Below are 18,097 nucleotides of genomic sequence, written 5' to 3' on the forward strand. Positions count from 1 at the left end.
TCAGAAAGGTTGAAAGATTGGAAAAGGTTGGATCATCCAAGGCAGAGGAGGAGATGGTTGTGCCTGGACCCAAGGTGGGACTTGCGCTGGGTTCCGGAGGAGCTAGGGGTTTGGCCCATATCGGAGTGTTGAAGGTATTGCAAAGAGAAGGGATCCCTGTAGATGTAATCGCCGGGAGCAGCATGGGGAGTCTGGTGGGCTCCCTCTTTGCGGTGGGTCTCGATTTGGATATGATTGAAGGACTGGCTGTCCATTTGAAACGAAAGCACTGGCTGGATCTGACGGTTCCCCGACGGGGATTTGTGACGGGGGAAAAAGTAAAAGAGATGATCCGGCTTCTGACCCGGGGCCGTACCCTGGAGGAACTCCCGATTCCAATGGGGGTGGTGGCCACGGATCTGAACAGAGGTGAGCGGGTGGTTTTTCAAACAGGACCCCTGGATCTGGCAGTCCGGGCGAGCATCTCCATTCCGGGGATTTTCGAACCGGTTCGGTGGCAAGGAAGGACCCTGGTGGATGGTGGGGTGGTTGACCGGGTTCCTGTTTCGGTGGTAAAAGAGATGGGAGCCGAAATGATCCTCGCTGTGGATGTAGTACCCCGGACGACTTCTGTTCGTATTAGGAATATTTTTGATGTGATCGCACAAACTCTCAGTGTGATGGAGCGGGAAATACTCAATCAGAGATTGTTGGAGGCGGATGTGTTGATCCATCCGGACCTGGCGGACATCAGTCCCACAGCGTTCACCCGTGTGGAGGAGTGTATCCGCTTGGGGGAAGAAGCGGCACTCCTCCAGGTGGATCGGATCAAACGTTTGATCGCGAAGCGGGGGGCGCGGATTGAATGAAACATTCAAGTCCTTGGTACAGACGGAGACGGTCATGGATCATCACCGGAGTGATCACGTCGGCTCTGTTTGTTTTGTTGTTTGTCGTGCCGACACCCTATTACATCATGCAGCCGGGTTCTGCACTGGAAGTCCGGCCGATGATTCAGGTGGAGGGTTCCCGGAACAAGGAACAGGGTGCCTTTTTCATGACCACGGTTTCGATGCGGGAAGGCAATCTGTTGGGATCGATCATCTCCAAATGGGATTCCCGGTATGAATTGCTGCCCAGAGATCAGGTTTTGGTCGAGGGAGAAGATCCGGTGGAGTATGAGCGAAGACAAAAGGAAATCATGAAACAATCCCAACAGAATGCCGTTTTGGCCGCTTTTCGTGAAGCGGGGTATCCAGTTAAGGAACAGTTGCTTGGCGTTCGGGTCTTACGGGTGTTGGAAAAAATGTCTGCAGCCCAGGTATTGAGGCAGGGAGATATCATTCACCGGGTGAACGGGGATCCGGTCAGAAGCCCGGAAGAATTGATCAGACAATTGGCTGAAAAAAAAGTGGGCGAGACCGTTCGGTTGGAGATCACCAGGAATGGGAAAAAATTGATTCCAAAGGTGAAGTTAAGATCCCTGGGGAGAGTTGGCGGGAAAGACAGGCCCGGGATCGGAATCGAACCGGTGACGGAGAGGAAGATTCAAACAGACCCCGAGGTGAAGATCCGTGCGGAGGAGATCGGTGGCCCCTCCGCCGGATTGATGTTCTCCCTGGAGATCATCAATCAGCTGGAAAACAACGACTTGACCCGGGGTTACCGTGTGGCTGGCACCGGCACCATCTCACCAAAAGGAGAGGTGGGTCAGATTGGGGGCATTCAACATAAAATTGTGGCGGCGGATGAGGAAGGGGCGGATATTTTTTTCGTTCCAGCAGATATTCGTCCTGGGGATTCCAATGAAAAAAAAGCGATTCGGACAGCCAAGGAGATCGGTGCCGACATGAAAGTGATCCCGGTGAAGAACTTGAGAGAAGCCCTTGGTTTTCTGAAAAAACAAAGGTTGAAAAGTGGTTCCCTGAAGGACTGACATTGACTGAAACGGTTTTCTGACATATAATTACCCTGTTTGAAAAGGGAGTCGTGCATATGATGTTCACTTTCCGGGAATTGAATCAAAACACCAATCCTCTTCACTGTGAAGAGGAAGTGCGGCTGGACGGGTTGGAGAAGGAAAATCCCGATCTGATCCAACTGGAGCCTGTAAAGGTGGAGATTACGGCCTGGAAGGATCAAGGTTTGTTTCATGTGCAAGGGGATCAGTCCGCAAAGGCGACCTTTCGCTGTTCCCGGTGCCTTTCCGGATTTGAGAGGGACTTATCCACCCGTTGGCACCGGGTTTTCACCGAAGACGAAAACCGGGTGGATGCCAGCGGAGAGGAAGAAATCCTCCTAGTCTCACTTGATCGGCCGACCGATCTGACTCCTTTTATCCGGGAAGCTTTGCTGTTGAGCATGCCCTTTGCTCCAGTGTGCCGGAAAGATTGCAAGGGTTTGTGTCCCACATGCGGAACCGATTGGAACAAAGCTTCCTGCCAGTGTGACAACCGGCGGGTCGATCCCCGGTTGGCCAAACTGGGAGAACTTTTGAACAGGGATCCATAATCCCCATATCGGTCTGTTTTTGAAGAGGGGGTGAAACCAATGGCAGTACCTAAAAGGCGAACTTCCAAATCCCGCAAGCGCAAACGTCGGACCCACTTCAAACTGTCGGTCCCGGGGATGGTGAAATGCCCGCAGTGTGGTGAAATGAAACTGTCTCATCGGGTTTGCACGGAGTGCGGTTACTACAAAGGGAACGAAGTGGTGAACGACTGATCTTCATCACGGTGTCAAGGACCCATCATTCGGGTCCTTTTTATATTTATGATTTTCGGAGGTTGCCTTGGAAAGAGTGTTTCGCTATACTGATTTAGTACTTGGTATTAGTACGTGATAATAAAAGGTGGTGAACCCTCCGCTGTGCGCCTGTCAAAAAGAGAACGGCAGAAAAAGTTGCAACGGGCTTTGGAGTCCGAGCCGTTTTTGACTGACGAGGAGATGGCCCGTCGGTACCGGGTCAGTATCCAAACCATCCGACTGGATCGAATGGAGTTGGGAATCCCTGAGTTGCGGGAACGGATCAAAAACATGGCGGAGAAAAACTTTGACCAGGTTCGCTCTCTCGGACTGGAAGAAGTCATCGGGCATGTGACTGAATTGAAACTGGATCACAGCGGGACCTCGGAGTTGAAAATCCGGGAGGAGCATGTGTTTGCCCGCCATCAGATCGCCAGGGGTCACCACCTGTTTGCCCAGGCGAATTCTCTGGCGGTTGCCGTGGTCGACGCGGAGCAGGTGCTGACCGCCACCGCCAGCATCCGATTTGTTCGCCCTGTTCGATTGGGTGAAACATGTGTGGCACATGCAAGGGTGATCCATTTGACATCCCATCGTACGCAGGTGGATGTCCGTACACTCGTTGGGGAAGAGACGGTTTTTCAAGGTATATTCGATGTTTACCGCTCAAAGGAGGATCAATGATGCGGATCGCATTGGACATCATGGGCGGTGATCATGCACCGGCGGCCATGGTGGAAGGAGCTCTGCAGGCAGCGGAGGAGTGGTCAGATACAGAACTGATCCTTCTGGGTCCGGCAAAAAAGTTCGAGGCCTTGCTAAAAGGACGGCTTCCCGCCAATCTCAGCCTGAAAGCGGTGGAAGAATGGATCACAGCGGAGGAAGAACCGGTACGGGCGATTCGCCGTAAAAAAGGTTCCACCATTGTGGTCGGCTGCCGGATGGTGAGGGAGGGCGAAGCGGATGCATTCATCAGTGCTGGTAACACCGGGGCATTGATGGCTGCCGGCACCATGGTGACCGGCCGTCTCGACGGGATCGCACGTCCTGCCTTGGCTCCGATGTTTCCCACCCTCGACGGGAAGGGAATGCTGGTGTTGGATGTGGGGGCCAATCCGGAGGCTCGCCCTGAGCACTTGGAGCAGTATGCCCTGATGGGCAGTATCTATGCCGAAAGAGTGCTCGGATTCAAGAAACCTCGTGTGGGTCTTCTCAATATCGGCACCGAAGAAGGAAAAGGGACGACATTGACCAAAGAATCCTTTGAACGAATTCGGGTGTTGCCGGTCCATTTCATCGGCAATGTGGAAGCGCGGGATCTCCTGGATGGGGGTTGCGATGTGTTGGTATGTGACGGATTCACCGGAAATGTTCTTCTGAAAAACACCGAGGGTGTGGCGAAGGCTGTTTTCGGACGCCTGAAGGAGGAGCTGACCCGGAGTCCTGCCACTAAACTGGCCGCCGCCATCCTCAAACCGGGCCTGAAACGGTTCGCCAAGGAGATGGATTATAAAGAACACGGGGGAGCGCCGCTCCTCGGCCTGATCAGGCCGGTGGTGAAAGCCCACGGCTCTTCCGATACGCGGGCGGTGTACAATGCCGTCTGCCAGGCCCGCCGCTTTGTCGAACGGAATGTGATCAAGGAAATATCCGAGGAACTACAACGACTTGGTAGGGGATGAGGATCATGGGATCGGTGGGGATCATCGGCACGGGAGCTTATCTGCCCGAAAAAGTGTTGACCAATGCTGATTTAGAGAAAATGGTGGATACCAGTGACGAGTGGATCGTCAGCCGAACGGGAATCCGGGAGCGGAGGATTGCTGCAGATGACCAGGCCTCTTCCGATCTGGCCGTGGAAGCGGGTCGTCGGGCATTGGAATCTGCGGGGATCAGGGCGAAGGACCTGGACCTGATTATCGTAGCCACGGTGACCCCGGATATGTCCTTCCCAGCCACGGCTTGTCTGGTCCAGGATCAGTTGGGTGCGGACAGAGCGGCCACCTTTGATTTGTCTGCGGCCTGCACCGGATTTTTATACGGACTCTCCGTCGCCACTCAGTTCATTTCCAACGGAATGTACCGCCACGCTTTGGTGATCGGGGTGGATTGTCTTTCCAAGATCACCGATTTTACGGACCGGAACACCTGTGTCCTGTTCGGGGATGGAGCGGGAGCCGCTGTGCTGGGACCTGTGGATGAAGGAAAAGGGTTTCTTTCTTTTGAACTGGGGGGAGATGGTTCCGGCGGCCATTTGTTGAAGCAGCCTGCCGGGGGGTCCCGGATTCCGGCATCGGCTCAATCGGTGGAAGATCGTCTCCACTTTATCTCGATGAATGGCCGTGAGGTCTTCAAGTTTGCCGTCCGGGTTCTGGGAAGCTCCGCGGAGGAAGCTCTTCGCAAAGCGGGAATGACCAAGGAGGATGTGGATTTCCTGATTCCTCACCAAGCCAACACGCGCATTATCGATACCGCTGTCCAGCGACTGGGGTTGTCCCCGGATAAAGTGGTGATCAACCTGGACCGCTACGGCAACATGTCTTCCGCCTCCATTCCTGTCGCTTTGGATGAGGCTGCCCGGAGGGGAAGTATCAAACCAGACGACACCCTGGTGTTGGTCGGGTTCGGCGGGGGAATGACCTGGGGAGCAGCGGTGCTGAAGTGGATCATGGAGACGAAATGATCCACAGTTGTTGAAGGAGGACGGTATTCTTGGGCAAGACAGCATTTCTGTTTCCGGGGCAGGGGTCCCAGACCATCGGGATGGGAAAGGCGGTCTATGATACGGACCCACGGGCCCGGGAAGTGTTTGAACAAGCTGATGAAGAACTGGGTTATTCTCTTTCCCGCCTCTGTTTTGCGGGTCCGGAAGAGGAACTTTGCTTGACGGCCAATGCCCAGCCGGCCATTCTCACCACCAGCGTGGCTTTGTATCGTATGGTGGAGACGGCAGGGTTGACAGCGGACTTTGTGGCAGGCCACAGTCTGGGGGAGTATTCCGCACTGGTGGCGGCAGGGGCTCTCACTTTTAAAGATGCGGTCCGCACCGTTAGAAAACGGGGTTTGTTGATGGAAGAGGCGGTTCCCGCCGGAAAAGGAGCTATGTCAGCGGTGATCGGTCTCGACCGGGAGAGTGTGGACCGGATTTGTCGTGAAGTAAGCGGGGAGCAGGGGGTGGTGGAACCGGCCAATTACAATTGCCCGGGACAACTGGTGATCTCGGGCAGCAAAGAAGCGGTGGAAGCGGCTGGTGCGAAGGCGAAGGAAGCCGGTGCCCGCCGGGTGCTCCCCTTGTCTGTCAGCGGACCTTTCCACTCCAGTCTGATGAAGCCGGCGGCGGAACGGATGAAAGAGGTACTGGACCGGTTGGAAATCCGGGGGGCCCGGATTCCTGTGGTGGCCAATGTTTCCGCCTGTCCGCGACAGGAAGCCGCCGGCATCCGCAAAGCACTGGTGGAACAGGTGGCCGCTCCCGTTCTGTGGGAAGACAGCATCCGCCGGTTGATCGATGAAGGTGTGGATACCTTTGTGGAGATCGGTCCGGGGAATGTGCTGACCGGACTGGTGCGGAAGATTCAGCGGGGGGTTACAGCCCTTTCCATTCAAGATGGAGAATCGATGCGGAAAACTTTGGATAAAATGGGATAAAAGGGGGTTCATCATGTTAAGCGGCAAAGTCGCGATGGTGACGGGGGGTTCCCGGGGAATCGGACGGGCGGTCAGTCTTTCACTTGCCGAAGCCGGGGCTGATGTGGCTGTCATCTATGCGGGTAACCGGGATGCGGCGGAGGAAACCGCGGACAAAATCCGGAGAGTCAGCCGGCAGGCCGATATCATCCAAGCGGATGTATCTGATGCCGGACAAGTTGATTCCGCTGTCAAAAAAATTCTGGAATCCTTCGGGCGAATCGATATCCTGGTGAACAATGCCGGGATCACCCGGGACAATTTGATGCTTCGCATGAAAGAAGAGGATTGGGATCGGGTGGTGGACACCAATCTGAAAGGGGTCTTCCTCTGCATCAAGGCGGTCACAAGGCCGATGTTGAAGAAACGGTCCGGTCGGATCATCAACATCAGCTCTGTTGTCGGAATCTCGGGTAATCCGGGGCAGGCCAACTATGTGGCAGCCAAAGCGGGGGTGATCGGACTCACCAAATCGGCGGCCAAGGAACTTGCCAGTCGCGGAATCACTGTCAATGCGGTGGCCCCTGGTTTTATCGAAACCGATATGACCGCCCAACTGGGTGAAGAGGTTCGCGAGGAAATGATGAGTCAAATTCCCCTGGCACGACTCGGCAAGCCGGAAGACGTGGCCGGTGCGGTCCGATTCCTCGCCTCCGACGCGGCGGGCTATATCACGGGCCAGACCCTCCATGTGGACGGAGGGATGGTCACTTCCTGAGTCTTTCCTGCGGGAAGTGACGTTTGCTAGTTTTTTTGCAGGCCATTTCGTATAATACGAGAGGGGAGGTGAAGGAAGTGGCGGATACGCTGGATCGCGTAAAACGAATCATCGTGGATCGTCTGGGGGTGGATGCCTCCGAAGTTACCTTGGAAGCATCCATCAAGGACGACCTGGGGGCTGACTCCCTCGATGTGATGGACATGATTCTTGAACTGGAAGATGAATTTTCCATGGAGATTTCCGATGAAGAAGCGGAAAAGATTAACACGGTGCAAGATATCGTTACTTATATCGAATCCCGTGCCTGAAGGAGTCGGAAGTCCCGTTCATTGACGGGACTTTCTCCCCTTCATCATCTTCCTATGGCACGTAAATTTCAAAGGCGGTGACGAGATTGTCGAAGCGAGTGGTGATCACCGGTCTGGGCGTCTTATCACCGATCGGCAATGATATCCCGACGTTTTGGAATAACTTGATCATCGGGAAGTCGGGGATTGGACCGGTCACCCAGTTTGATGCAAGCGCCTATCCCACTCGGATTGCGGGGGAGGTCAAAGATTTTGATCCCCTAAAATATATGGACCGTAAGGAAGTCCGGCGGATGGATCGCTTTGTCCAGATGGCAGTGGCGGCTTCCTTGGATGCGTTGAAACACGCCGGCATCGACATGTCCAAAGAAGATCCGGATCGGGTCGGAACCTATGTGGGTTCGGGGATCGGCGGGCTGAAAACCTGGGAAGAAGAGCACATCAAGCTCCTTGAAAAAGGTCCCCGCCGGGTCAGTCCCTTCTTCATCCCCATGATGATCGCCAATATGGCGGCAGGGCAGGTCTCCATCACCGTCGGGGCGAAGGGACCCAACAGTTCCGCAGTTTCCGCCTGCGCCACGGGTACCCACTCCATCGGGGATGCGGCCAAAATCATCCAGCGGGGAGATGCCGATGTGATGATTGCCGGTGGTGCAGAAGCCACTTTAAGTCCGATGGCCTTTGCCGGTTTTTGTGCAAACAAGGCGATGTCCACCCGAAATGACGAACCGGAAAAAGCGAGCCGCCCCTTTGACATGGAACGTGATGGGTTTGTCATGGGGGAAGGAGCCGGAATTGTGATCCTGGAGAGTCTGGATCACGCCCTTGCCCGGGGAGCGGAGATTATCGCTGAGTTGGCCGGTTATGGGATGAGCGGGGATGCCTATCATCTGACAGCCCCGGCACCGGAAGGGGAAGGCGCCGCCCGGGCGATGAAGCGGGCATTGAAGGATGCTGGGCTGGAACCGGAGGAGGTTGATTACATCAATGCTCATGGGACCTCCACCGATTTAAATGATAAATTTGAAACCATGGCGATCAAGACGGTTTTTGGCGATCATGCTTACAAATTGGCGGTCAGTTCTACCAAGTCGATGACCGGCCATCTGTTGGGGGCAGCCGGGGGTGTTGAGGCGATTGCGACCGCTCTCACCCTGAAGGAGCAAATCCTGCCCCCGACGATCAATTATGAACACCCCGACCCCGAGTGTGATCTGGACTATGTTCCCAATGAATCCCGCCGAGTGCCGGTCCGGGCAGCCTTGTCCAACTCATTGGGTTTTGGCGGCCACAATGCGACCATCGCTCTGAAGAAATACGACGGGGCCGAATAAGCAGGTGGTGATCGGAGTTGAATCTGGCCGAACTCGGACAGACCATCGGCCTGTCTCTCCAAAACAAGGAGCTTTTTTTACAGGCATTCACCCATACATCTTTTGCCCATGAGCGGAAAGGGGAACGCCACCAACCGGATAACGAACGGCTGGAGTTTCTCGGTGACGCAGTGCTGGAACTGACTGTCTCGGAACACCTCTACCATCGGTTTCCCCATCTTAAAGAAGGGGACTTGACTCGAATGAGGGCCCGGATCGTCTGTGAGCCTTCCCTGGCTTCTTTTGCCCGGGATCTGAATTTCGGCAAATATGTCCGACTGGGTAAGGGGGAGGAGCTTACCGGAGGTCGAAACCGTCCCGCCCTCCTGGCTGATGTTTTTGAAGCATTTATCGGTGCCCTTTATTTGGAGAAGGGCTTGGACGGGGTGATCGCTTTTATGAACCGAGTAATTCTCCCCCGGATTGACGACCAATGGCTCGCCCAGGGATCAGACGCCAAAAGCAGACTCCAGGAGGCGGTGCAACAGGAGCATCTCGGCTCTCTGGTGTATCAGATTGTCGACGTCCAGGGACCGGCTCATGACCGTCAGTTTGTGGCCGAAGTGTGGTTGGCCGGAGAAAAGCTGGGAACCGGAGCGGGACGTTCCAAAAAAGAAGCGGAACAGCGGGCCGCCGCCGAGGGACTCCAACGGTTTCATCAACAGAAACAGTAAACGAGCAGCCACCGGTTTCCCAGGACGATAACCGGTGGTTTTCATATTTTAAAGCCGGTGATGACAGGCTTCCCTTTGTCTGCTATCGAATCTTCCCTTGTGTTAGAAGCGTTGTGGATAAGTGCCGGGTTGGTCGTGGTGGGTTTCACATTCCGGATCCAAAAGTCAGACGATCCAAACATGCTTCATGTGAAAGGAAACCCTCTCTGTGAACGGCTTTTTCACAACGCATCAGGTGCAATGAATCGTCCGATGAAATCCGCTGTTGACGGATCGGGTTTCATAAAGATCACCGAGGAGGGATCAAATGATGGCATTTAACATGGGGCCTTCTGCCCCTCGCTCTGATCGTCCTTATGCTCATCTTCGCGTGGCGGAATCAAGGCTTATGAACGGATCGCCGCTTTTCTGAAGAGGTTGGTGCGAGCAAAAGAAATGGAGAATAGGTCGGAGCCGGGTGACGGAAGAGGGAAACGGAAGCAGATTGATGTCGACCGAACCTGAAGTTGAGATGGGCTCCATCATTATTTTTCGTATAGAGGAGGGATTCAGATGGCTCAGATCCATTTTGATGACTTTTTGAAAGTGGAGATCCGCACCGGCAAGATTCTTCGGGCGGAGGCATTTCCCAAAGCGCGCAAACCGGCGTATAAGCTGTGGATCGACTTCGGGGAGGAGCTGGGAGTGAAAAAAAGCAGTGCCCAGATCACCAAACTCTACACTTTGGAGGGGCTTGCTGGAATGCGGGTGTTGGCTGTCACCAACTTCCCACCGTTGCAGGTGGCTGATTTCATGTCCGAAGTTCTCGTTTTAGGAGTGGAGACAGGGGAAGGGGAGGTGGCTTTGATCCAAGCCGACCGGGAGGTGCCCCTGGGAAAACGGATCAGCTGAAATCCGGCGAAACAAAGATTCGGTACAGGATTCTTTTCCCGGCGTCTCCCCTTTATAGTAAAATATAATTTCGGACAAGGAGAGGAGGGAAGTACTATTGCACTTAAAACGGCTGGACATGATCGGGTTCAAATCCTTTGCCGACCGGACCGAATTGGAATTCCCCCCCGGGGTGACCGCAGTGGTGGGTCCCAACGGGAGCGGGAAGAGTAATGTGACTGACGGGATGCGGTGGGTGTTGGGAGAGCAGAGTGCCAAATCACTCCGGGGGGCATCGATGCAGGACGTGATTTTCTCCGGCAGTGATTCCCGGAAGCCTGTCGGCTACTGTGAGGTTTCCATCACCTTTGACAACACCGATCACAAACTCAACCTGGATTTTTCCGAGGTGACGGTGACCCGGCGAGTTTATCGGTCCGGGGAGAGTGAATATTACATCAACAAACAGTCCTGCCGTCTGAAAGACATCACCGAACTATTTATGGACACTGGTATCGGGAAAGAAGCTTACTCCATGATCGGGCAGGGACGAATCGACGAGATTCTCTCTCATAAGTCGGAAGACCGGCGGGCCATCTTTGAGGAAGCGGCGGGGATCGTCAAGTACAAGTCCCGCAAGCGGGAGGCGGAGAAAAAGCTGGAGTCCACCGATCAGAATTTGTCCCGGATCCAGGATCTGGTGAGTGAACTGGAAGATCAGGTGGCTCCCTTGGAGGAGCAGGCGGCAAAAGCCAAACAGTACAAGGAATGGAAGTCCGAACTCGCCCGGACGGAGATTGGGTTGTATGTACATAAGATCGAAACGTTGCATCAAAATTGGCAGGAAGCCAACCGCTCCCTTCAGGAGCGGCAGGAGGAGCAGGCCCGGCTGGCTGCCGATGTGTCCAAACGGGAAGCCGAATTGGAAGAATTGCGATGGAAAATCGGGCAAAAGGAAGAACAACTGGAGAGTCTCCAGGGGGAGCTGCTGTCTGTCAGTGAGGAATTGGAGAAGACTGAGGGACAGCGGGAGGTGTTGCAGGAGCGTTCCCGCAACCGGTTGGAAACGATGAAACAGACCCGGATGCGGATCCGGGAGTTGGAGGAGGAGAAGGAACGCCTCACAGCAGAGTTTCACAGGCAGCAAGAGCGGTTGCGTGAGAAAGAGAAGCAGTTGGCTGAAACGGAATCAAGCCTGAAGGAGGCGGAGTCCCGGCTCACCGGCCAGGGGGACGGCCTGGAATCGGATCTGGACCGGTTAAAGGAAAGATTGCAACAACTCCTCAATGACCGCACCCGTCTTCAGAGGGATCGGCACCACTTGGAGGAAGAGGGACGGAAAACAGCGGAGCGGAAGGAACAGCTTGCGGTTCAGGAAGAATTGGAAAAGCGAACCGCGGCGGATCTCCAAGTTCGGATCGATGGGTTGGACAAAGAACTGAAAGAAATCGGGGAATCCTTGGATCGTTGCGCGGAACAATACCGGAAACAGGTGGAAGAGAAAAAAGCTCTGGAAGGGGAAATCAGCTCTGCCGCCCACCTGCTTCGCGAAGTGGAGCAGAGGAGGGACAACCTTTGTTCCCGGCGGGAAATCGTCAAGGAGATGGATGCGGAGCACGCCGGTTTCTTCCAGGGAGTCAAAGAGATTCTAAAGGCACGGGACCGTGGGGCGGGGGAGCTGGCGGGAGTCCGTGGGGCGGTTGCCCAGCTCATCCGTGTTCCGGAATCCTATGAGGCGGCCATTGAGACCGCACTCGGCGGAGCGATGCAATATTTGGTGGTGGAGGATGAGCAAACCGGCCGCAACGGGATTCGTTTCTTGAAGGAACGGCGGGCCGGCCGGGCCACTTTTCTTCCGTTGGATGTGATCCGAGAGCGCCTGTTGCCAACGCGGGAGCGGGAGATACTAAACGGCTTGCCGGGTGTGGTCGGAGTCGCCGCCGAACTGGTGGAGACGGATCCCGATTATCACATTCTCGTCCGCAATCTTTTGGGCCAGGTGATTGTGGCCCGGACTCTGGAAGATGCCAATACCATCGCCCGCCGAATGTCCTACAGATTTCGTGTGGTCACGCTGGAGGGGGATGTGGTCAACCCCGGCGGATCCATGTCGGGGGGAAGCCGGCAAAAAAATCGGGCCAACCTGTTGGGGCGCTCCCGGCAGGTGGAAAAATTGGACCAAGAAATCAGAACAGCCCAGGCGGAGCTGAAACAGGCCGAGGAAGTTCACCGGGAGACCCTCCGACGGATGGAGGAACTGGAAGGCCGGATGGATGAGGTCCAAAAAGAAGGGGAAAAGCTGCGCCGGCGGGAGCAGGAACTGAATGCGACCCGGCGGGAAGTGGCGGTTGAAGTGCGAAACCTGGAATCCCAACGGGAGAAGACCTCCTCCGAAAAAGTCCAAAGCGAGAAAGAAGCCCGGCGGATTCAGGACCGTCTTTCTCAACTGGACGAGGGGATCACCGCGATGGATGTGCAGGAAACGGAACTGAGGCGACACATCCATCAAGCCCTGGAACAGATGGAGAGACAGGCGTCAGAAAAGGATGAAGCCAGCCGTGAGGTGACGGATTGGAAAATCAAGGCGGCCCGGCTGAACCAGGAACGGGAATATTTGGAGTCGGACTGCCGCCGGTTGGAAGGGGAAGGGGAGAGACTCACCCATCAGCTGACCGAGCTTGAGGAGCAATTGGCCGGGTTGGAATCCGGTGAAACAGATCACAGGGAAGAAAGCCAGATCTTGGCGGAGCGCGCTGAAGAGTTGCGGGAGCGAAAAGTGACATCCCAGGAGGCGCTCACGATAGCCAAAAAAGAACGGGATCATCTTCACAGCGACCGGGGGGAGCAGGAGCAGAAGCTCCGCACCCTTCGTCAGGAGCTGAAAAAGCAGGAGGAAGGGTTGCATCAACAGGAAGTGAAAGCCAACCGGATGGATGTGGAATTGAACCATCTCTTGGAGAAACTGGCCGAAGAGTATGAAATCAGCTTTGAGCTGGCCAGAGAGCGGTATGGAAAGCCGGAAGAGCCACAGCGGGCGGAGCGGGAGGTTCGTTCCCTGCGCGGGAAGATCGCCTCCCTCGGGGAAGTCAACCTGGGGGCGATCGAAGAGCATAACCGGTTATCCACCCGGTTGGAGTTCCTCAGTTCTCAACGGGATGATCTGCTGGAGGCGAAAGCCTCCCTTCAGGATGTGATCCGCAATATTGAATTGGAGATGTCCAATCGTTTCCAGGAGAGCTTTACGGTGATCCGTGAGGAATTCGTCGACGTTTTTGCTAAAATGTTCGGTGGAGGAAGAGCGGATCTGCGGTTAACCGAACCGGACAATTTGTTGGAGACGGGGATTGAGATCATTGCTCAGCCCCCCGGTAAGAAGCCGCAGAACCTGGGGCTTCTCTCCGGCGGTGAACGGGCGCTGGCGGCCATTGCCCTTTTGTTCGCCGTATTGAGGTACAAGCCGGTTCCCTTCTGTGTGCTGGATGAAGTGGATGCCGCCCTGGATGAAGCCAATCTGAGCCGTTTCACTCGCTATCTCCGGGAATTTTCCCAGAAGACTCAGTTTATCATCATCACCCACCGCAAACGGACGATGGAAGGGGCGGATGTGATGTATGGGGTGACGATGGAGGAAGCAGGGGTTTCCAAGATCGTCTCCGTCCGGTTGGAGGACTTTGAAGGGCAGGATGAGGCGGCGGCTGGCCAGGGATAAGGAGGTTTAAGGTGATGAGTTTTTTTCAACGGTTGAAGGAGAGCGTTTCCCGAACCACCGATTCGGTGACGCAGAAATTTAAAAGCGGACTGAGCAAGACCAGTGCCTCCCTGGTGGGGGCGATAGATTCGGTGTTCAGTCGCAATCGAATCGATGAAGAGCTTTATGAAGAATTGGAGGAGGTCCTGATCGGCGCCGATGTTGGCGTCAACACCACCCTGGAAATTGTGGGAAAGCTCCGGACCGAGGTCAAGGAACGGAAATTGAAGGATCCCGGGGACTTGAAGCCCCTGTTGTCGGAAATCCTCCTTGGGATTTTGCAAGGGGACGGGGAAGACCAGGCTATGAATTTAAAAGAAGATAGCTTGTCCATTGTCCTGTTTGTCGGTGTCAACGGTGTCGGCAAGACGACCACCATCGGCAAGCTGGCCCACCAGTACAAGGAACAGGGTCGAAAAGTGGTGCTGGCGGCGGGGGACACCTTTCGGGCGGGAGCGATTGAACAGTTGGAGGTCTGGGGTGAACGGGTGGGAGTCGATGTGATCCGTCACCAAGCCGGATCCGACCCGGCGGCAGTGATCTTTGACGGCATCCAAGCAGCCCTTGCCAGGGGAGCGGACATTTTGCTGTGTGACACCGCCGGCCGGTTGCAAAACAAGGTGAACCTGATGGAGGAGCTGAAGAAAGTCCACCGGGTGATTGGCCGGGAAGTGCCTGAAGCTCCTCATGAGACCCTGCTGGTGCTGGATTCCACCACCGGGCAGAATGCTATGCAACAGGCAAAAATATTTCATGACGCCACCCGGATCACCGGGATCGTCCTCACTAAGATGGATGGCACTGCCAAAGGCGGGATCGCTCTGGCGATTCGGCAGGAATTGGGGGTTCCTGTCAAATGGGTGGGTCTCGGAGAGCAGATGGACGACCTGCAGCCTTTTGATGGGGAACAGTTTGTCCATGCCCTGTTTGTGGAGGAGATCGAGAAGGAAACAGGAACCGATCCAAACTGAAGCAACCCCGGCCGGATCCGCTGTCCAGGAATCGGTCGGGGTTGCTCTCCGTCGTTTGGAACAGTGGTTCACAAAATGGACCGTCAGTTTTGGCTATTTCATTCCGGCATTCACCACCTGACCACAACTGCCAGCCATTCCCCATCTTCATCCTGTGGAAAATAGACCAGATCACCATAGAAACCGCCGGATACGGCGGTTTCTTCATGTTGTTCACCGGGCATGGGCAGGTGCAGGTTCAGCTTTGAAAAACAATTGGTTTCAACGAGGGTTGGATCTGGTTCTGTTGCATCACTATCTGCAATTTCCCTTAAAAGAATGGAAAAGAATACGATCCAAAATGCGAAATGGAAAGTGGATAATAGTAAAATATGGCTGGGTGAAATTCGATATGAACCGTTACATGAACTTTACGAGTCGGGATTACGAACGGCTTTGGTACGAATACCCTCATGACCGGTTACATGTGGAGAAACGGTTTGAGACTTTGTTTTTGGTGGGAAGCTCCGGGATATTCCGTTATATGATCAAGAGCTTTATCGATTTGTCCAGAACAGGCCCCCGCATCTCGGTGCCGGGAAGGTATCATGATCATGCACATCTGGATTCGTTCTTGAAAACAGATCCCACGGTGTCGGAGTATATCTCTTTGACAGCGGATTTTTACGATCAAAAGATGTGGGGATCTTGAAGAGGTTGGAGGGGTTAGAGATCCACATGGATTTTCCGCTGTCGGTTCAAAGGAGTGGGCTGAGGAAGCTTTGGCATTCCTGCGCCCGCAATTGTCTGAGGGGACGATCGACTTTGTGGGAACGGAGCACTGGCTGGGTGAGGAGAGTCCGAAGGAAGTGGAGCTGGTGCTGGCGGAAGGGATGGAGCCCTGGGACATCCTGCGTCGGCTACGGACAAATGCGATCAACTATGATATGGAGACGGAAGGTTTGATCCGGCAATAGATGGAGGCGGATGCTCAAATCAATTTTCTCCGTACCCGCTCACACAGCGCCTCGATCGCTTCCTTCCCGCCCCGGGGTGCATCAGGCCACTCATTGACCCGCCCCCCCAGTATTCCCGAGGAGCACCGGGGTAGCGGGGGATCACATGGATATGAAGGGGGGAATGTGGTGGCCCAGGACGAAGGACAGATGAGATCGACACCTTCACTTTCCTTCAGGGCGTGGCTGAGACGGGTCGTCATCCGGCCGGTCTCAGCTGCTTCGATATCGGTGAGTTCGCCGAGACCTTCGATATGCCGTTTCGGTTCGATCAGAAAATGGCCCAAGTGGTGCCGATCTCCTTCTCCGGGGATCAAATGGGAGATCAGAAGGCGATCACTTTCGTAAACGGCACCACCCATCAAAGGGACGATGCCGCGAAGCTTTTTGCAAGTGATACAATCTTTTTCCCTCTGACGACCTGAATACCATCGATCACCCTCCTTGGTCAGACTGTCATTGATTGTTCGACGGGAGTTCTGAATTTCCTTCATGGACGGGAAGGGTTGCCGTGCCGGATGAAGCCAAACCTTCATCACTGCGGTGAGTCTTTTATACTAATTATAATGCTTCACCTTCAACTGCTCCAAACTCTTGAACTCATATCCTTGTTGCCGGGCATCATCAATGATTTTTGCCAAGGCCTCCGCGTTATCTTTGGAGACGGAGTGAAGCAGAATCACCGCCCCGGGATGGAGCTGAGACATCACTTTTTGATAAGCATGATTCCATCCTTTTTGCTGCTTCGGATTCCAATCCTGATAAGCGATTGACCAAAAAACTGTGGTATACCCGAGCTCTTTGCTGACAGCCAAGGTCTTTTCGCTGAAAATTCCCCGGGGAGGGCGTTCAAAATGCATTTCCTTTTGTCCGGTCAAATGAAAGACCTTTTCCTGGACCTTGGACAGCTCATCCTTCATCCTGCTGACAGGGATTTGAGACATGTCCGGATGGCTCCACGAGTGATTTCCAATCACATGCCCTTCTTTCACCATCCGCTTGATTAATTCAGGCTGGTCTTTGACATAATGGCCCGTCACAAAAAAAGCGGCGGACACCTTTTTCTTTTTTAAAACATCGAGAACCTGGGTGGTATACCCGTTTTCATATCCGTTATCAAAGGTGAGATACAGTTCTTTTTTATCTGTATCCCCGAGAAAGATGGCACCCTGCTTCCGAAGGATCTCCATAAAACCTTCCTGTGCAATGGAAGCGAGCTGACCGTCCTTACTCTTTTTAAAACCAAAGTGATAAGGCGTTGTCCCGTAAGCCGTTGCAGGCGGGATCGCCAATAGTGATGCGATGATGATGGAAACAAGTGCCAACCAGGGTGCACGCTTCATAAAGTGTCACTCCTTTATTCGAGATATTGGAAGCATTGTGAATGAGTGCTGGCCGAGATGACTGGGATTGAGTTTCACATGACCTTTTTGTAGTTCTGAACTGCCAACATCACTCCATGGAAATCCAACCCGCCCTGTGGCTTTTCACAACGCTTCTAGGTAATATTTCGCGTAGACTGAAGACGATCCAACCAAATAAAGGGGTCTAAGCCAAATCAAACCTTTACCCGGGATCTTAAGACTGCCAATGGGAAAACCTTGACACGGGTCCTCCCGCCTGATATGATAGCTTTCGTGTAAAGGTGTTTGGCTTGACGGGATGTGAGGTGGGTTCATGCTGGAGGAAACGACCCGGGTCAACCTGCTGTATGACTTTTACGCCCCTTTGCTGACGGAGAAGCAGCGGCAGGTGATGGAGTTGTATTTCTATGAAGACTGGTCCTTTGGGGAAATCGCAAATCACCTCGGCATTTCCCGTCAGGGAGTTCATGAGACCGTCAAACGCTCGCGAAGTACAATGGAGAACCTGGAGGAAGAACTGGGACTCCTTACAAAACACCTCCGCAGGCGGGAGTTGGCTGACAGGATTCTGGAAAGGCTGGAAGGCCACCCGACGCAGAAGGATGTGGAGGAACTGCTGAAGGAACTTTTGGGCATGGATTGACCGGTGATGACCGGGATCA

The 18,097-nt window shown here is 54.3% G+C and carries 20 protein-coding genes; 18 read left to right on the forward strand and 2 right to left on the reverse strand.

Features of this window, described 5'->3' with window-relative positions; all coding sequences use genetic code 11:
• Positions 1-53: 53 nt before the first annotated feature.
• The 17 genes from IEV46_RS01285 (at position 54) to IEV46_RS01365 (ending at position 16,032) form a co-directional block, all read left to right on the forward strand.
• Positions 54-848 carry a patatin-like phospholipase family protein gene (locus IEV46_RS01285; RefSeq protein ID WP_188428985.1) on the forward strand — a complete coding sequence of 265 codons (795 nt, stop codon included), beginning with the start codon at positions 54-56 and terminating at the stop codon, positions 846-848.
• A complete protein-coding gene (locus IEV46_RS01290) occupies positions 845-1,915 on the forward strand; it encodes a SepM family pheromone-processing serine protease (RefSeq protein ID WP_188428987.1) in 1,071 nt (356 codons plus the stop codon). Before IEV46_RS01285 ends, IEV46_RS01290 begins: the two co-directional genes overlap by 4 nt.
• Positions 1,916-1,974: 59 nt before the next feature.
• Complete coding sequence (locus tag IEV46_RS01295) at positions 1,975-2,490, forward strand: YceD family protein (protein WP_188428989.1); 516 nt, start codon at positions 1,975-1,977, stop codon at positions 2,488-2,490.
• Between the two features lie 39 nt (positions 2,491-2,529).
• Positions 2,530-2,703 carry a 50S ribosomal protein L32 gene (gene rpmF / locus IEV46_RS01300; protein WP_188428991.1) on the forward strand — a complete coding sequence of 58 codons (174 nt, stop codon included), beginning with the start codon at positions 2,530-2,532 and terminating at the stop codon, positions 2,701-2,703.
• 150 nt (positions 2,704-2,853) lie between these two features.
• Positions 2,854-3,408, forward strand: a complete 555-nt coding sequence (gene fapR / locus IEV46_RS01305; RefSeq protein ID WP_229735859.1) for a transcription factor FapR — start codon at positions 2,854-2,856, stop codon at positions 3,406-3,408.
• Positions 3,408-4,406 carry a phosphate acyltransferase PlsX gene (gene plsX, locus IEV46_RS01310; protein WP_188428994.1) on the forward strand — a complete coding sequence of 333 codons (999 nt, stop codon included), beginning with the start codon at positions 3,408-3,410 and terminating at the stop codon, positions 4,404-4,406. The genes fapR and plsX overlap by 1 nt, the downstream gene beginning before the upstream one ends.
• Positions 4,403-5,407, forward strand: coding sequence for a beta-ketoacyl-ACP synthase III (locus IEV46_RS01315; RefSeq protein WP_308420255.1), 1,005 nt, complete (start codon positions 4,403-4,405; stop codon positions 5,405-5,407). Before plsX ends, IEV46_RS01315 begins: the two co-directional genes overlap by 4 nt.
• Positions 5,408-5,436: 29 nt before the next feature.
• Entirely contained in the window at positions 5,437-6,372 is a 936-nt protein-coding gene (gene fabD / locus IEV46_RS01320) for an ACP S-malonyltransferase (RefSeq protein ID WP_188428998.1), read from the forward strand.
• A 13-nt stretch (positions 6,373-6,385) separates the two neighbouring features.
• Complete coding sequence (gene fabG, locus IEV46_RS01325) at positions 6,386-7,129, forward strand: 3-oxoacyl-[acyl-carrier-protein] reductase (RefSeq protein ID WP_188429000.1); 744 nt, start codon at positions 6,386-6,388, stop codon at positions 7,127-7,129.
• A gap of 77 nt (positions 7,130-7,206) precedes the next feature.
• Positions 7,207-7,440 (forward strand): acyl carrier protein, encoded by a 234-nt coding sequence (locus IEV46_RS01330; protein ID WP_188429002.1) that lies wholly within the window; start codon positions 7,207-7,209, stop codon positions 7,438-7,440.
• 86 nt (positions 7,441-7,526) lie between these two features.
• Complete coding sequence (gene fabF / locus IEV46_RS01335) at positions 7,527-8,774, forward strand: beta-ketoacyl-ACP synthase II (protein WP_188429004.1); 1,248 nt, start codon at positions 7,527-7,529, stop codon at positions 8,772-8,774.
• A gap of 17 nt (positions 8,775-8,791) precedes the next feature.
• Complete coding sequence (rnc, locus tag IEV46_RS01340) at positions 8,792-9,487, forward strand: ribonuclease III (RefSeq protein WP_188429006.1); 696 nt, start codon at positions 8,792-8,794, stop codon at positions 9,485-9,487.
• Between the two features lie 552 nt (positions 9,488-10,039).
• Positions 10,040-10,378 carry a tRNA-binding protein gene (locus IEV46_RS01345; protein WP_188429008.1) on the forward strand — a complete coding sequence of 113 codons (339 nt, stop codon included), beginning with the start codon at positions 10,040-10,042 and terminating at the stop codon, positions 10,376-10,378.
• A gap of 97 nt (positions 10,379-10,475) precedes the next feature.
• Positions 10,476-14,066 (forward strand): chromosome segregation protein SMC, encoded by a 3,591-nt coding sequence (gene smc / locus IEV46_RS01350; RefSeq protein WP_188429010.1) that lies wholly within the window; start codon positions 10,476-10,478, stop codon positions 14,064-14,066.
• A gap of 14 nt (positions 14,067-14,080) precedes the next feature.
• Complete coding sequence (gene ftsY / locus IEV46_RS01355; protein WP_188429012.1) at positions 14,081-15,076, forward strand: signal recognition particle-docking protein FtsY; 996 nt, start codon at positions 14,081-14,083, stop codon at positions 15,074-15,076.
• A gap of 391 nt (positions 15,077-15,467) precedes the next feature.
• Complete coding sequence (locus IEV46_RS01360) at positions 15,468-15,767, forward strand: hypothetical protein (RefSeq protein ID WP_188429014.1); 300 nt, start codon at positions 15,468-15,470, stop codon at positions 15,765-15,767.
• Positions 15,768-15,837: 70 nt separating this feature from the next.
• Positions 15,838-16,032, forward strand: coding sequence for a hypothetical protein (locus IEV46_RS01365; protein WP_188429016.1), 195 nt, complete (start codon positions 15,838-15,840; stop codon positions 16,030-16,032).
• A gap of 14 nt (positions 16,033-16,046) precedes the next feature.
• Here IEV46_RS01365 and IEV46_RS01370 read toward each other — a convergent pair whose 3' ends face one another.
• Together IEV46_RS01370 and pdaA are read right to left on the reverse strand one after the other, a co-directional pair.
• Entirely contained in the window at positions 16,047-16,610 is a 564-nt protein-coding gene (locus tag IEV46_RS01370) for an HIT family protein (protein ID WP_229735804.1), read from the reverse strand.
• 18 nt (positions 16,611-16,628) lie between these two features.
• Positions 16,629-17,414, reverse strand: coding sequence for a delta-lactam-biosynthetic de-N-acetylase (gene pdaA / locus IEV46_RS01375; RefSeq protein WP_188429018.1), 786 nt, complete (start codon positions 17,412-17,414; stop codon positions 16,629-16,631).
• Positions 17,415-17,748: 334 nt separating this feature from the next.
• Between pdaA and ylxM the strand changes: the two genes are divergently transcribed.
• Positions 17,749-18,078 (forward strand): YlxM family DNA-binding protein, encoded by a 330-nt coding sequence (gene ylxM / locus IEV46_RS01380; protein ID WP_188429020.1) that lies wholly within the window; start codon positions 17,749-17,751, stop codon positions 18,076-18,078.
• The last annotated feature ends 19 nt before the right edge of the window (positions 18,079-18,097 follow it).

It is taken from the genome of Kroppenstedtia guangzhouensis, from assembly GCF_014637345.1.
Classification (GTDB): Bacteria; Bacillota; Bacilli; order Thermoactinomycetales; family DSM-45169; genus Kroppenstedtia; species Kroppenstedtia guangzhouensis.